Genomic DNA, 13,679 nt, shown 5'->3' with positions numbered 1-13,679 from the left:
AACGGTCCTTAGCGAGGCTGGAAAGCGACACGTCAGGGCTACCAAAGTGAATTATTTCAGGCAACTCTTGATTGCGGTGCTTCATCCCGGGAACGGGTCTGGAAGCGCGCTTGATCGAACCAACGCCATTGCGGTCTTTCTCTTTGCAATCCTGCCCGGACTTTCGCCAAACTTCAACTCCTTCATCCTCCTCGGGTCGATGGTCTCGGGCCTCTATTGTCTGGCAAGAGCCCGCTTTCCTCTGAACCTGTCGAAGTCCGACCGAGTGGTTGCCATTTGCATGACGATTTACCCGGTGGTGATGATCGTCAGCATATTCGTCAATCCGCCTTTCTCGGAAGAACTGGATTGGATTTTCCGGCTCCTGCCGTTCTTTTCGATCTGGCTGATTTTGCCGCGTATGCGTCAATCTCCCGATGGTCACCTTATGCCGCTCTTTATCCTCGGCGCGGGTCTCGGCATGATCGTTACTTTTCTTTTCAGCCTGCTTCAGGTCTTGTTCCTGATGCCGAGGGCGGAGGCGGGAACCTCGAACGCGGCGCTGCTGGGCGTTATTGGCGTGCTTTTCGGCGGCGTCGCGCTACTCAATATTCAATCCCCCAAAAGCATGGAGCAAAAGATAGCGATATTGGGATATGCCGCGGGCCTAGGCTGCGCGCTGCTTTCCGGAACACGCTCGGCCTGGCTTGTCATCCCCGTTCAGCTCGTCATCTTTCTCTGGTATTTTCCCAAAAACCGATTTCATGTCAGTCTGCGCAGCCTCGCCATCACCGGCTCGGTACTGCTGCTGGGACTTCTCGCCTTGGGCAGCGACCAGGTTGTCTATCGCGTCCGTGAGCTCCAGGACAATCTGTCATCGCTCGAAAGCACCAATGGCGATATCACTTCGCTGAGCGCGCGGGTTGCTCTCTATAAGGGCGCCCTATCGGCAATCACCAAGGATCCGTTCACCGGCTATGGCCCGCAAAACCGGATGGCTGCTGTCTTGGCAGAAGTCCCTGAGGGCCTAAGGCCACAACTGCCCTATTCACATGTCCATAACGGCTTTCTGACCGCGGGAATTGACGCCGGCCTTGTCGGCATCGCAGCGCTTTCGCTGCTGCTCCTGACACCCGTGATCGGTGCGTGGAAAAAGGAACCTGGCCCTGGCCGGGATCTAGCCATAGCGCTCGCTCTCTTGCTGACCAGCAGCTACATCATAACCGGCAGCTTCGGTATCATGTTCAACCAAAAAGCGCTGGATCCGATCTTCGCCTATATGGTCGCGCTTATTTGTGCGGACCGGGGCAGCACGCGTTATGCACCTGTCGTTCGAAGCTGATTTCCTGCGCCTGAGGCTAGCGCGTTGACATCTTCATGCGCCGGATTGGTTTCGGCGCCGGTAAACGCAAGATCTGAAACCTCGCCCGTCGAGGAATAGCCGGAAACGAGTTCTGCCAAAGTCGCACGTGCCGCGACCATGTCGTTTCGGTCCAATGACGCATTGAGCGAGTTGAGCTTCTTTGAAAGTTCCGCCCAAGACAGGAAATCCTCGCGCGCCTTCATAATCCGCGGGTGTTCAGTTGTCTCGGGGTTATCCCCGATCAACAGTTCTTCATAAAGCTTCTCGCCCGGCCTCAGGCCGGTAACGGCAAGCTCGATGTCCCCTTCTGGATTATCCACGTCCCGGACGGTCAATCCGGACAGTTCGACCATCTTGCGGGCGAGATCCGCAATGCGGACGGGCTCGCCCATATCGAGCAGGAAAACATCGCCGCCGTCGGCCATGGCGCCCGCTTGAATGACAAGTTGCGAGGCTTCCGAAATGGTCATGAAGTAGCGGGTTATTTTCGAATGCGTCAGGGTAACCGGGCCGCCGTCCTTGATCTGCTGCCGGAACAGCGGCACGACGGATCCGGAGGAACCGAGGACATTTCCGAAGCGGACCATCGAGAAGTTCGTCCGCAATCTGTCAGCGGTCAGCTCTGCCGCAAGCGCCTGCAGCACCATCTCGGCCAGCCTCTTGCTGGCGCCCATCACATTCGTCGGGCGCACGGCTTTGTCCGTGCTGATCAGCACGAAATTCGAGACGCCGCATTTATTTGCCGCACGTGCGGTGATCAATGTCCCCATGACATTGTTCTTGATGCCTTCCACGGCATTGTGTTCGACGAGAGGCACATGCTTGTAAGCGGCGGCGTGATAAAGCGTCTGAGGCCGCCAGCTCTGCATAATATGTTCCATGCGATCCTGGTCGCGGACCGAACAAAGGATCGGCACGATCTGCAGGCTCTCATGCTTGTAAACTTCGGCCAGCTTCAGCAATTCGGCATGAATATTATAAAGCGCAAACTCGTTCTGATCTATGAGGATGAGGCTCGAAGGCGCGTTGCGCAGAATCTGGCGACATAGCTCGCCGCCGATAGAGCCGCCGGCGCCCGTGACCATCACCACCTTGTTGCGCATCGCCTTGTCGAGCAGCTCTTGCCGCGGCGCAACCGCTTCCCTGCCCAGCAGGTCTTCGATCTCCAGCTCACGAATATCGGAGACCGCGACTCGTCCCTGTGCCAGCGCCGTGAGATCCGGCAATGTCCGGACGTTCACCCTGGCTTTGCGGATATGCTCGAGAATTTCATTGCGACGCTGCCGCGATGCGGATGGAAGAGCAAGAAGCACATTGTGCACGCCAAGTGCTTCGGCGAGCACCGGAAGATCCGACGGGTCATAGATCGGCAAACCGCCCATGATGCCGCCCTTAAGGCGCGGATCATCATCGAGATAACCGACGACATTGAGTTCGGCGCTGTTCGTCAGAGCGCCGGCGAGTTGCCGGCCGGCATTTCCTGCCCCATAGATCAGCACCTTGGCGAGCGTATTCTGGTGAAGAATACGCTGGTAGGTGTCCCCGAGCCAATAACGGATGCCCAACCGTGACAGGCCGATCGCAATCAAGAGCAGGAAGGGCTGGAGAATGCCGACGGTTCTCGGAACGCCCGGAACGCTGAGCGCCGTAAATATCGTCATGAAGGCGACGCCGTAGATCGCAATTGCTTTTAGAACGGCAATGAAAGCGGCCATGTTGGCATAACGGAAGATCGCCCGATACATGCCCATGACGATGAAGATGGGAAGCGCCATGCACAAGGAAACGAAGACCGGCAGCCACTGTACGCCGGTGAGCACCGTCCATTCGTTCAGACGGAAGCAATAAGCCAGCCAGATCGTCAGGACACAAAGACCGGAATCCACCAGCAAGGCGAGCGCGCGTTTGGCAGCACGCGGCATGGCCAGCAGAGGAGCGACGAGCGCCTGCATCGGCACCAAGAACCATCTCGAGCGTGGCGTCTCAGTGGGGGTATTTTCAGGCATTGCTTCCCAGCGTCTCGCGGATCAATCAGACACCCACCTTCTTGTCATTTTCTACAACGAGCGCAACTGAAATAATCGGAAATCAAAGTCTTCCGCACCGCTTATCTATCAGAAGTAGATTGCGATCGCTTATGATTAAACGTTCCAGCAGCGGTCAAACCAAGAACTCACGCCTCTTCCGCCACCCCATGCCGACTGAATTTATCGCGCTGTCTCGCCGGAGAGGACCCACCGCCGGTCGGCGGTTGGCACCATGGTAACTGGTGATTCATCATACTATCTGTATTTGAGAAACGCTGGCCAACGAGGAATCCGGAGATGGCTTACAAGGTCATCGCGGCCTTCATTTTTGCTTCCTTTGCCTTGGCAATTGTAATTGCCAGCTCAGAAGGAGGATATAGCCCGCCAGTTTGGCCGGAGATAACCGCTCCCAAGACAGGCCGGTTGCCGCTGATGCAAGAATCCCTCGCCAGATGATGAGCTCCGATCGCCCCCGCTGTCGCGATCGTGACGCGCCGGCGGCACTCGCTATATTACAGCTGCGAACTAATGGCTCCTGCACCGGTATTAGGGCCGCGCTCACGGCAAAGAGATAGGAGACAGTTTCGATTGTTATGGTATTAACGTTGGGTGGCGGTGGCTGCCGCTTGTGACGTTTTTCTCCCGACTTCTTTGACAAAACGGTCCCGCGCGAGTGCCAGTCTCGGTCCCGCTCTAGCTTGGCCCGCATCGATGGCGCACCGGCGATCATGACCTGGCCAAACGAAGTTCAGGATTGCGGGGCGATCGAAACGGAGCAGCGCTTCGACAAGGTCGTAGTCCGCGATGTCGCCTTTGACCGCTTCATCGTGAAGCCAAGGATAAGTCGGCGCCCCCGTCACCAAGATCATGTTTTTCCTTTTGGAGATCTGATAAACGGAAACTAAGTCTCACTGTGCAAACCGCCGTCAACCGAACGGAACGACAATGTCGAATTTCGCTTGTCCGGGGTTCTGTCGCATTGGGGTTGCGCTAATTTGGTCATTTCCATAAACACCTCCCGAAGATTGCATCGAAAGACGACGTGAAAAATGACGAAAACTGCGCTTATCACTGGGGTGACTGGTCAGGACGGTGCCTATTTGGCCGAATTGCTTCTGAGCAACGGCTATACCGTGCACGGTATAAAGCGGCGGTCCTCGTCTTTTAACACCGGCCGCATCGAACATATCTACCAGGATCCGCATGAGGCCCATCCACGCTTCGTCCTCCACTACGGCGATATGATCGACTCGACCAACCTCCTGCGGATCGTGCAGCAGACTCAGCCCGATGAAATCTATAACCTGGCCGCACAAAGCCATGTCGGTGTCAGCTTCGAAACGCCTGAATATACGGCGGATGCCGATGGTGTCGGGACGTTGAGACTGCTTGAAGCGATCCGTATCCTGGGGCTTGAGGAAAAAACCCGGTTTTATCAGGCGTCGACGTCGGAGCTCTACGGTCTCGTACAGCAAGTGCCACAGAACGAGAAGACGCCATTTTATCCGCGCTCTCCCTACGCAGCAGCCAAGCTCTATGCCTACTGGATCGTCGTGAATTATCGCGAGGCCTACGGCATGCACGCGTCAAACGGCATTCTGTTCAACCATGAAAGCCCGCTTCGCGGCGAGACCTTCGTCACGCGTAAGATCACGATGGCGGTGGCTGCCATCAGCCTCGGGCTTCAAGACAAGCTCTACCTGGGCAACCTTGACGCCCAGCGTGACTGGGGCCATGCGCGCGAATATGTCGAGGGCATGTGGCTCATGCTGCAGCAGGACAAGCCCGATGACTATGTATTGGCAACCGGTGAGACGACGCGTGTCCGCCAGTTTGTCGAGTGGGCCTTTGCCGACGTCGGCATCACCTTGGAATGGAAGGGGTCCGGCGTCGACGAAAAGGGTTATGACTCCGCATCCGGAGCGTGCCTTGTGGAAATCGATCCTCGGTATTTCCGTCCGACAGAAGTCGACGTTTTGCTTGGTGACCCGACCAAGGCACGTCAGAATCTGGGCTGGCACCACAAGACGCCGGTTCGCGCGCTCGCCGCTGAGATGGTGCGCGAGGATATCAAGCACTGGAAGGCTCAAGGCAGCCGGAAAGAGGTCTGAGTGTACGATCTATCCAACAAGAAGATCTGGGTTGCCGGTCATCGCGGAATGGTCGGCAGCGCTCTGGTGCGCAGGCTTCAATCCGAAGCTTGCAGCGTCGTCACGGCCACCCGCGCCGAGGTCGATTTGAAGCGGCAGGACGAGATCGAGAAATTTGTTGAAGCAACCCGGCCAGACGCGATCATTCTCGCCGCTGCCAAGGTCGGCGGCATCCTCGCGAATGACAGCTATCCCGCTGAATTCATCTATGACAATCTGATCATTGAAGCCAACATCTTCGAAGCTGCCCACCGGGCGGGAGTGGACCGGCTTCTCTTCCTGGGGTCAAGCTGCATTTATCCGAAGCTCGCTCCACAGCCGATTTCCGAAGAGGCTCTGTTGACCGGTCCGCTCGAGCCGACCAACGAATGGTACGCGATCGCCAAGATCGCCGGTATCAAGCTCGCGGAAGCCTATCGCAAGCAATATGGCCGGGACTATATTTCGGCCATGCCGACCAACCTATACGGCCCCGGCGATAATTTCGACCTGAATTCCAGCCATGTGCTGCCCGCGCTTATCCGCAAGGCGCATGCTGCGAAACTGCGCAAAGACCCGCATATGGTAGTCTGGGGCACAGGAACCCCGCGCCGCGAGTTTCTTCACGTCGACGACTGCGCCGACGCCCTGGTGTTTCTGCTCAAAACCTATTCGGGCTCGCAGCACGTCAATGTCGGCTCGGGCACGGATCTCGAAATTATCGAGTTGACGCGTCTGGTCTGCCGCGTTGTCGGTTACAAGGGTGAGATCATTCATGATCTTTCCAAGCCTGACGGCACGCCGCGAAAGCTGATGAGCAACAAGAAGCTGCAGGACATGGGCTGGGAACCGCACATTTCGCTCGAAGACGGCGTCAGAGCCACTTATGCCTGGTTCCTGCAATCCGAAAATGGAGCCGGTTCAGCGGTCTAATACCCAGGCTGTGTAGATCGGCATTTTGCTATTTCCGCGTCGATGTTCGCTGCATTGAGGCCTCGCCAGCCTCCATCACCGCATTGTGTCCAGACTATCCTCTGAATGGCAGCCAAGTCCGCATGGTAGCCGGAGCGAGGAATGTGGCCAATCACCTGTCGGATTTGTCGTAACAGGCGGCGATGGGCCGCTACTGCTCCAGCTAGTTAACATGGCTCCATTCGGTTCCTGTTCCCGTCGGCTCGAACATTACCAGCTGCTGGCTGGCGGCCTAGGACAGCTCTGCCATTGCGGCGGAGGAACCCGATAGGGTTAGCGCGGTGAGTATTGTAGGAAAGCCGAATTTACGCATAATTTCCGCGGCTGGCGCTGCCAGGCAAGATCGGTCGATACTCTGGGGGGATTCCGTGGAAACGATCATCGAGGATGCCCATGCTGGCGCCGTGTCGCCCGAACTTGTGGTCGATGCGCTGTTTGCATGCCGAAAGACGGCAGCGATCAAGGCGGCCATCGAGCTTGATCTCTTTACTCATATCGGCGAGGGCAAAACGGCAGCAGTGCTGGCGTCGGCAACAAGCGCCTCGGAGCGAGGGGTGCGCATCCTCTGCGATTACCTTGTGGTCCATGGCTTCCTGACCAAGGAGGGCGGACAGTACCGAATGACACCGTCGACGAGAATGTTCCTCGATCGCAATTCGCCGGCCTATATGGGCTGTGCCATCGAGTTCGTCGCCGCACCCGAAGTACTGGACAATTTTCTGCGCGATCCGGCTGCCGTCGTGCGAAACGGCGGTTCGGCCGGACTGGCAAACCTGTCGGCGGACAACCCCGTCTGGTTGAAGTTCGCGCGCGGCATGGGCTCCTTCACCGGGCTCAGCGCCAAACTGCTGGCTGGCGAAATATCTAGCTGGCCGGGGTCTCCCAAGAACGTCTTGGACATCGCCGCAGGTCCGGGCCTCTTCGGGATCGAGATTGCCAAGGCCTTTCCATCGGCGGAGATCGTCGCCGTCGACTGGGGCGCCGTCTTGGAGCTGTCGAGGCAGAATGCGGAACAATCAGGCGTGGCTGACCGGTACCGGACGATCGCCGGCAGCGCCTTCGATGTCGACTGGGGCGCCGGTTTCGATCTCGTCCTGCTTCCGAATTTTATGCACCATTTCGATTTCCCGACCTGTGCCGCGCTGTTGCGAAAGATCATCGCGAGTCTTGCAGAGGACGGTCGGATCGTCGGGGTGGATTTTGTGCCGAACGAAGATGGCGTGTCGCCCCCTTTTCCAGCGGCCTTCTCCTGGGAGATGCTCGCCAGCACCCCGGCGGGCCAGGCCTATACGCAAAGCGAGTTAACCGAGATGGCAAGAATGGCTGGCCTTGCCGGCGTCACGGTCAAATCGATGCCGCCAACCCCGGCAAGCCTCATTCTCTTTAGATAGCCATTTCGCTGCAATCTTAGCTCGTCGTGCAAATTCAAGAAGGATTGGCTTGGAAACCCGGAATAATCCTACGTAGGGTCCAACGCGGACCTTTTCCTACTGAGAGATCATGAAAGTCGACAGAGCGCAAATATGCTGCGACCGACGGTGAACTCTTTACCCTTCATTTCGAGAGGAGGCGCGCACCTAAACAAGCCACAATTTTGTGGTCCTCGAAGCCTTAAATTCGAGCTGCGTGGACATGCGGTATGGTTGCGTCGGCCTCAACCTTGCAATCTGATGACCTTTTGGTACAAACGCATCTCAGATTTTTGGGCCGGTTCACCCCTTAATTTGAGATATTCAGGCTAAGCATGAGCGGGAGTGATACTTCGAATGCCAAATTTGCTCTCGCAGATGCATAAAATCATCTACCGCCGCATCAGATATAGCCTGACTAGGCCGAAGCCTCCGAAAACCAGTGTACCACTTGCCGGTCCTGTCGTGGTCGTTGGATCGGCACCCGTTTCCCACAAGCCCGTCGGCTTTGATGAGACATATCGCATTATTTCGGTGAACGCCTCGCAAATAGCCGTCCACGCCTGGGGCATCGATGAGCCTGACATCACCCTGATGGGCTTCAACGAGCTCCAGGGCGGCAATCCGGCAGCCGTGGAGACAAGGCGCGTCCTCACCGGGCACCGCACCGGCGCTCTCTATGTTCTCACCTGGCGGCGGGGGCAAAAGCGCCAGGAGCGCGTGAAAAATAATCTGAACTCGTTCAGCTATTGCTACCGGGATCTCCATCTCGTGGGCCGCTATCAGCGCATAGCGTTGATGCACAAAGCCACCGGACTGGTGAACCTTGAACTCGACGCTGAAACCAAGTGCTCGAACGGAATGATCGCAGTATTGTTTGCATTACACAACGGCGCCAGCGCGGTCATCATAACCGGCATAAATCCTCATTCGAACGGCCACATATACAACAGCGCCAACCTGACCCGCAAACATACCCGTTTCGACCGGGACATTCTGATAAGGCTGCTCAGGCAAGGCTATCCCATCTACACAGCCGATCCGCAGGTCTCGGAAGAAGTCGGCCTGCCGCTCTGGCATGGCGCCAAAGAACCAAAGTCCAAAGCGGCGCAACAAGCAACCGACAATTCACAACAGCGATCTTCCCCGGCTTCTCAATCGAGATGACCCGGTTCACCTTCAAGCTGCCACAGAACACAACGCCAAGACATCTTTTAGCTAGCGCTTGTCGGGGCCGGAAGACCGATCGGCAGGAAAAGTTTGGCGTCGCCGGCGCGGAATAGGCCGAAGGTCCAGAGGCCGATACCAAGGGCGAAGAGCAGGAGGCCGGCCCCAGCGTCGCCCCCCGATAAGGAGGAAAAGAGCGCTGTCTCGGTTTCAAAAAACGGCGGGCATCACCTGTCGGCTACAGTTCTGGACATTAGGGCGCCGATGATGCCAAAAAAGATATCCGGCACGACTGGAAAATCAAGGAATTAATGGCATTTAGGGAGAATTGGCTGGGGACGAGGATGGCGATGTTGATGGGAGTGCCTGAGCCGCACTATTCTCGTGGCACGGAGTGCAAACCCGAAATTGAGCATCAGCATGCCAAGCCTCGCGAGATGACTGGTTCATTGCATATCCACAATTTCTATATCGGAAAGTTGAAAGCCAAGGAGGAGCAGCTTTTCGAAAGCGACCCTGACCTGGCGATGCTTCTTCTGTCCGAGCACGCCGAGGTATTGGCTGAGGACATCGCCGACCTCGAAGACGACGATACGTGAAAGGCGGCCCTCAGCGTATTGGAGCTCGGACACAGCAACCGGCAGAAGAGGGTGATGTTCTTGACTCTGGGCCTTAGTGTCCAAAATATTTGGGCTGGAATTTCCTGTCCGAGGTAACTGAACATGACGAACTATGTTGAAACGAAGCGTTTCCAGTGTTCGAACGCTCAAGGCCGAAATTTTACTGTCATTGAACAAATACGGACGTCTCGAGCACGGTTTGTAAAACCAAGGACCGATTACGTCACCGAAGATGGAGACGTGGCAGAGCGCCTCGACGATGGCAGTTTTCTGCTCCTGATATCCAACGAGGTAGTTCGCGTTTCCTAGGATAGCAAAAGGAGGCTTGTCTTCTACCTACTCCAGTCTACGGCTTTAATTGATATATGGCTGCATTATCCGCTGGATCACGCAGCCCCTTGTATGACGGATGCCGCAGCTTGCCGTCATGCGTCCAGGCGCGATATTCGATCTCCGCGACAAGTTTCGGTTTGATCCAGATCAGGTTCTCGCGCCGAAATATTTCACCGCAGGCTCCGGCACCTTAAGCTTGTCCATCGCAGCGCGAAGCTCCAATGCCTGGTTTGCCTTAAAGCCAGTACCGACCGATCCGACGTAGACCAGCTGGTCCTCTCTCCGCGCAGCCAACAGCAGCGCGCCGATATTCCCGAACGCCGAGCTGGACCTTTGATAGCCGATGATCGCGAAGCCGTCGCTCTGGATGCATTTGATCTTCTGCCATTCGCCACCGCGCCCGCCGCGATACGTACTGTTCCGATCTTTCGCGATGATGCCTTCAAGCCCATGCTCGAGGCGATGCGCAGAAGCGTTTCACCATCTGCCTCGATCTCCTCGGATAACCGAATGGCCTCCTCGCCGCCGGCCCGCACTATCCCCTCGAGCAGATGGCGCCGCGCGGTGAGCTCTGTCCCGGTGAGGTCATGGCCATCGAGGTAGAGGAGATCGAAGACCATCAAGACCGATTCCCACGATGTCCGCTTTCCGCCACGGCCGCCGAGCGACTGCTGGAGCTTGCCGAAATCAGACCTGCCCAGCTCATCGAAGACAACGGCTTCGCCGTCCAATATCGCTGTTGAGACAGGAAGCCGCTTCGCCTGGGCGACGATGGCAGGAAACCGTTCGGTCCAGTCATGGCCGCCATTGGTCAGAATCCTCACACCCTTCGACTCAATATTAACCGCCAGGCGGTAGCCATCCCATTTCACCTCGAACGCCCATTGCCGGCCTTTCGGCGGGCGAGGCTTCAGCAGGGCGAGGCATGGATCGATGCGCGCCGGCATTGGGTCGAGGGTGAGCTGATGCTGGGCCGGGTTACGCTTCTTACGCGGCCGGCTTCGGAGCGGTGCGTCAGCGTCACCAAGCAGCGGCTGGGAAGGCGTGCGAGGCGGCTTTGTCATGCCGGCAGTTCAGCAACAAAAGCTCAAAAAGCAATTCACCAGATTGATTATTGGGCCATCTGGGGCGATGTTTCAGAACATGTCCACTCGATACCAAGCCCTCTACAAATGGCGCGGCACGAAGATCGACGAGTCCGACCAGCCGACGGATCTCGACTGGCTGAGCTATGACGGGGAGATAATCATCGGGAGGATTCGGTTTGAGAGCGGCGGCCCGAACGGTGGCCAATGGCAATGGAGCGGCCATGGCCCGCAAGTAAGGCAGCGTGTGCTACCACACAAGGATTCGAAGCTGAACCGCGCGAGGCTATGCGAAAGGTCGAGGAATACTATCACCGACTGATGCGGCGCAACGGAGGTCGAGGAAGCAGGTATGATCGCTGAACTCATTGTCTGCGCCACGACCGCTCATTTGAGCCCCAGCCGGCGTCCATGGTTCGCGTTCGCAACCCTCATCATTTACCAACTACATCTTGTTGTACAGCAGGAAACGATGGGTATTCCTCCTGCGAGATCCGTGTTGACACAACTCGCCCCGCTTTGGCCTGTGGCCCGAAAAGCGAAGACTGTGGGGAGGGTTCCAGGCGGCTACCCCCACGCAGAAGGTTCAGCCAAGCCTCCGACACTTTCTCTTCACCTGTGCCCCCGAAATGGCAATCGTCGTAGCGGTCGTCTCCATCGAGTAACGCGTCAGAATTGACGCCCTCTCGGATACCGTGACCGCTTTTTGACAGGGCCAGTTGCGCCCGTACAATCGGATTATCTGGAATATGCTCCTTGAAGCCGCCGTTGGTTGGTTCGAGGCATTTCGATGCGATCGAAATGTAAACAGGTGCTTCGACGCCGTGCTGACGCAATGTGTCAATCATCGACAGGAAACGTTCCTGATAGTCCTCCCCGGTGGTGCCGTGTACGAGGTCCGCCTCTCCTTGGACCCAAAGGACGCTCGTTATCCGATAGCCGGAATCCTGAAGCTGTTTCACTGTATCGATCAGCACAGGATTGAGGTCGCCGCCTTTTGCCCATCGCGTGACTTGAGATCCGGAATATGCAAGCGATGCGAGGACGACACCGTCATTTTGTCCCGATGCGATCAATTTGTTGCCAAGAAGCGTCCAGTACTCTCCCCTGGTATCGGTCGATCCAAGAAGCGGCGACGCCGCGATGAAGCACCGCTTGTCAAATGCGTTTACAACGCGAGCGCCATAATTTGACCGGTACCGTTGTCCGCCGTGGTTGGCCGCGTTCGATTGGCCAAGGACGAGCAAGACAGCAGTTCGATCGGTTTGAGTCGGGCAGGTCACAAGCGTTTTCGATTCATCCCCGATGAGTCGTTGCTTGTCGTCGAAAGTATAGCGGCTTGGAGCCGCCGGCTTCTCTCCGCCAACCATTTTCTTCATCGCGGAAAGTTGTGGCCAAGGAAAAATCTCATGTCTCGCGCTCATGCCGCCGAGAAGGTACATTGCGATCACGGCGGCCCCGCCGACTGTTAGCATTGTGCGCATAACTTCACCTTTTGCTTGTCATACGCCCCCTTTCACGTAAAAGGATGGTACGGTTCTGAAGATGATCAATTGCCTAAACTTACTAACTTGCGAACCTCCAGCCGGGTAACCACCTTCAGCAATGGTGGACCTGAGATTATCAATCTGGTTGATCTCAGCGCGACCTGATTTCCACAACAAGAGTAGCAAGTTAAGGCTAGTTGAACCGCCAGAGAAACATGTCATTCTTCTACAAGCCGCGACTCCTCCGGTTGGCGGCACGTTAGTACAAAATGCCCCGTGCGCTTACCTGCGGGGCATTTTCTCTGCATCGGCGCCGGGCGCTAATGTGCTCATTGAGCACTACTGCGAGGAAGAGGGTTGCGAAGGGTGGGGAGGCTTCGGCCACAGCCCTCCAAGGCGATGCCCGTTCGCTGGTGGTGCTGGGAGCATTTTCCCCACAAAACCTACCAGCAGGAACAGGCGCTGAGACGGAAGCTCGGGGCCTCGGAAAGCAACGGGCGCCGTAACGACTGCCGAACTGATCGTACTTCCCCGGCGGCGGTCATAAAAGAAAGGCCGCCACAACGGACGGCCCTCCATATTTTTGGATCGGAGATATTCGTTCAGCCAGCGGCCTTGATGCTCGTGTTGCAGAGGCTCCAATAGCCGCCGCCCTTCTGGATCCACTTCAGATCGCCGAGCGTGCCGGCATCCTTGGCGGCGTGATAGGCATCAACACACGTATGCAACCGGCCCTTGGCCGGCGGTTCACTCGAGTATCTCTTGTCGATCGCCTTCGGGAACTTTACGCTTTTCGGGGCCGCGGCCGTAGGCTTTTCCGGCTCTTTGTCGGTTGTTTTTGCGACATCCGCCTCGTCTTCCTTATCGGCGGCGGCGGCATCGGCGCCACAGAACTTTGCGCGGAAATCGTTCCACTTCATGTCCTTGGCGGAGCCGTCGGCCTTGGCGGCCTGATACTTTGTGCTGCACTCCTTCATCGTCAACGCATGCGCCGGAGACGACATGATGAAAGCAGCAATCAGTGAGCTGGCTGCGGAAAGAAGCAAGCTGCGAGAGATGCGATATGACTTGATCGATGTAACGAAAACCATGACACCCCCCTTTGGGT

General features: G+C 56.9%; 10 protein-coding genes and 4 pseudogenes. 9 read left to right on the top strand and 5 right to left on the bottom strand.

What is annotated here, in order from left to right:
• Positions 1-46: 46 nt before the first annotated feature.
• Positions 47-1,321 (top strand): O-antigen ligase family protein, encoded by a 1,275-nt coding sequence (locus tag GGD53_RS09610; RefSeq protein ID WP_184455290.1) that lies wholly within the window; start codon positions 47-49, stop codon positions 1,319-1,321.
• Here the strand turns inward: GGD53_RS09610 and GGD53_RS09605 are convergent.
• Positions 1,297-3,348: a polysaccharide biosynthesis protein gene (locus tag GGD53_RS09605; RefSeq protein ID WP_246717729.1), complete on the bottom strand. Its 2,052-nt coding sequence runs from the start codon at positions 3,346-3,348 to the stop codon at positions 1,297-1,299. The genes GGD53_RS09610 and GGD53_RS09605 overlap by 25 nt on opposite strands.
• A 318-nt stretch (positions 3,349-3,666) precedes the next feature.
• On the opposite strand from GGD53_RS09605, the gene GGD53_RS09600 reads away from it, so the two are divergent.
• The 5 genes from GGD53_RS09600 (at position 3,667) to GGD53_RS09580 (ending at position 9,046) form a co-directional block, all read left to right on the top strand.
• Positions 3,667-3,825, top strand: coding sequence for a hypothetical protein (locus GGD53_RS09600; RefSeq protein ID WP_184455288.1), 159 nt, complete (start codon positions 3,667-3,669; stop codon positions 3,823-3,825).
• 593 nt (positions 3,826-4,418) lie between these two features.
• On the top strand, positions 4,419-5,480 hold the full coding sequence (gene gmd / locus GGD53_RS09595; protein WP_184455286.1) for a GDP-mannose 4,6-dehydratase: 1,062 nt from the start codon (positions 4,419-4,421) through the stop codon (positions 5,478-5,480).
• Positions 5,481-6,431, top strand: coding sequence for a GDP-L-fucose synthase (gene fcl, locus GGD53_RS09590; protein ID WP_184455284.1), 951 nt, complete (start codon positions 5,481-5,483; stop codon positions 6,429-6,431).
• A 407-nt stretch (positions 6,432-6,838) separates the two neighbouring features.
• Entirely contained in the window at positions 6,839-7,861 is a 1,023-nt protein-coding gene (locus GGD53_RS09585) for a methyltransferase (RefSeq protein ID WP_184455282.1), read from the top strand.
• Between the two features lie 375 nt (positions 7,862-8,236).
• Positions 8,237-9,046: a membrane-anchored protein gene (locus tag GGD53_RS09580; RefSeq protein WP_184455280.1), complete on the top strand. Its 810-nt coding sequence runs from the start codon at positions 8,237-8,239 to the stop codon at positions 9,044-9,046.
• A 71-nt stretch (positions 9,047-9,117) separates the two neighbouring features.
• Here GGD53_RS09580 and GGD53_RS31630 read toward each other — a convergent pair.
• Positions 9,118-9,246: pseudogene (locus tag GGD53_RS31630) on the bottom strand (pilus assembly protein CpaA); the annotation flags it as partial.
• A gap of 144 nt (positions 9,247-9,390) precedes the next feature.
• On the opposite strand from GGD53_RS31630, the gene GGD53_RS09575 reads away from it, so the two are divergent.
• Positions 9,391-9,645, top strand: a complete 255-nt coding sequence (locus GGD53_RS09575) for a hypothetical protein (protein WP_210303161.1) — start codon at positions 9,391-9,393, stop codon at positions 9,643-9,645.
• Between the two features lie 367 nt (positions 9,646-10,012).
• Here the strand turns inward: GGD53_RS09575 and ligD are convergent.
• Positions 10,013-11,063: pseudogene (ligD, locus tag GGD53_RS09570) on the bottom strand (non-homologous end-joining DNA ligase).
• Between ligD and GGD53_RS09565 the strand changes: the two are divergent.
• Positions 11,062-11,406 (top strand): hypothetical protein, encoded by a 345-nt coding sequence (locus GGD53_RS09565; RefSeq protein WP_246717727.1) that lies wholly within the window; start codon positions 11,062-11,064, stop codon positions 11,404-11,406. The pseudogene ligD and the gene GGD53_RS09565 overlap by 2 nt on opposite strands.
• Before the next feature lie 229 nt (positions 11,407-11,635).
• Here the strand turns inward: GGD53_RS09565 and GGD53_RS09560 are convergent.
• Positions 11,636-12,568 (bottom strand): annotated as a pseudogene (locus tag GGD53_RS09560) (sialate O-acetylesterase); the annotation flags it as partial.
• A 289-nt stretch (positions 12,569-12,857) separates the two neighbouring features.
• On the opposite strand from GGD53_RS09560, the pseudogene GGD53_RS31625 reads away from it, so the two are divergent.
• Positions 12,858-13,060, top strand: a pseudogene (locus tag GGD53_RS31625) (hypothetical protein); the annotation flags it as partial.
• A gap of 113 nt (positions 13,061-13,173) precedes the next feature.
• On the opposite strand, the gene GGD53_RS09555 reads toward GGD53_RS31625, so the two are convergent.
• The gene (locus GGD53_RS09555) at positions 13,174-13,629 is read right to left on the bottom strand and encodes a hypothetical protein (RefSeq protein WP_184455681.1); all 456 of its coding nucleotides are present in this window, start codon (positions 13,627-13,629) and stop codon (positions 13,174-13,176) included.
• Positions 13,630-13,679: the final 50 nt, after the last annotated feature.

Source organism: Rhizobium aethiopicum (assembly GCF_014197535.1).
In the GTDB taxonomy this organism is placed as follows: domain Bacteria; phylum Pseudomonadota; class Alphaproteobacteria; order Rhizobiales; family Rhizobiaceae; genus Rhizobium; species Rhizobium aethiopicum_A.
This window is presented reverse-complemented; position numbering and strand designations above follow the sequence as displayed.

Bases quoted from the DNA above. Each gene is read 5' to 3' on its own strand.
- GGD53_RS09605 (WP_246717729.1), bottom strand. From the start codon at position 3,348: ATGCCTGAAAATACCCCCACTGAGACGCCACGCTCGAGATGGTTCTTG.
- GGD53_RS09600 (WP_184455288.1), top strand. From the start codon at position 3,667: ATGGCTTACAAGGTCATCGCGGCCTTCATTTTTGCTTCCTTTGCCTTG.
- gmd (WP_184455286.1), top strand. From the start codon at position 4,419: ATGACGAAAACTGCGCTTATCACTGGGGTGACTGGTCAGGACGGTGCC.
- GGD53_RS09580 (WP_184455280.1), top strand. From the start codon at position 8,237: ATGCCAAATTTGCTCTCGCAGATGCATAAAATCATCTACCGCCGCATC.
- GGD53_RS09575 (WP_210303161.1), top strand. From the start codon at position 9,391: ATGGCGATGTTGATGGGAGTGCCTGAGCCGCACTATTCTCGTGGCACG.
- GGD53_RS09565 (WP_246717727.1), top strand. From the start codon at position 11,062: ATGCCGGCAGTTCAGCAACAAAAGCTCAAAAAGCAATTCACCAGATTG.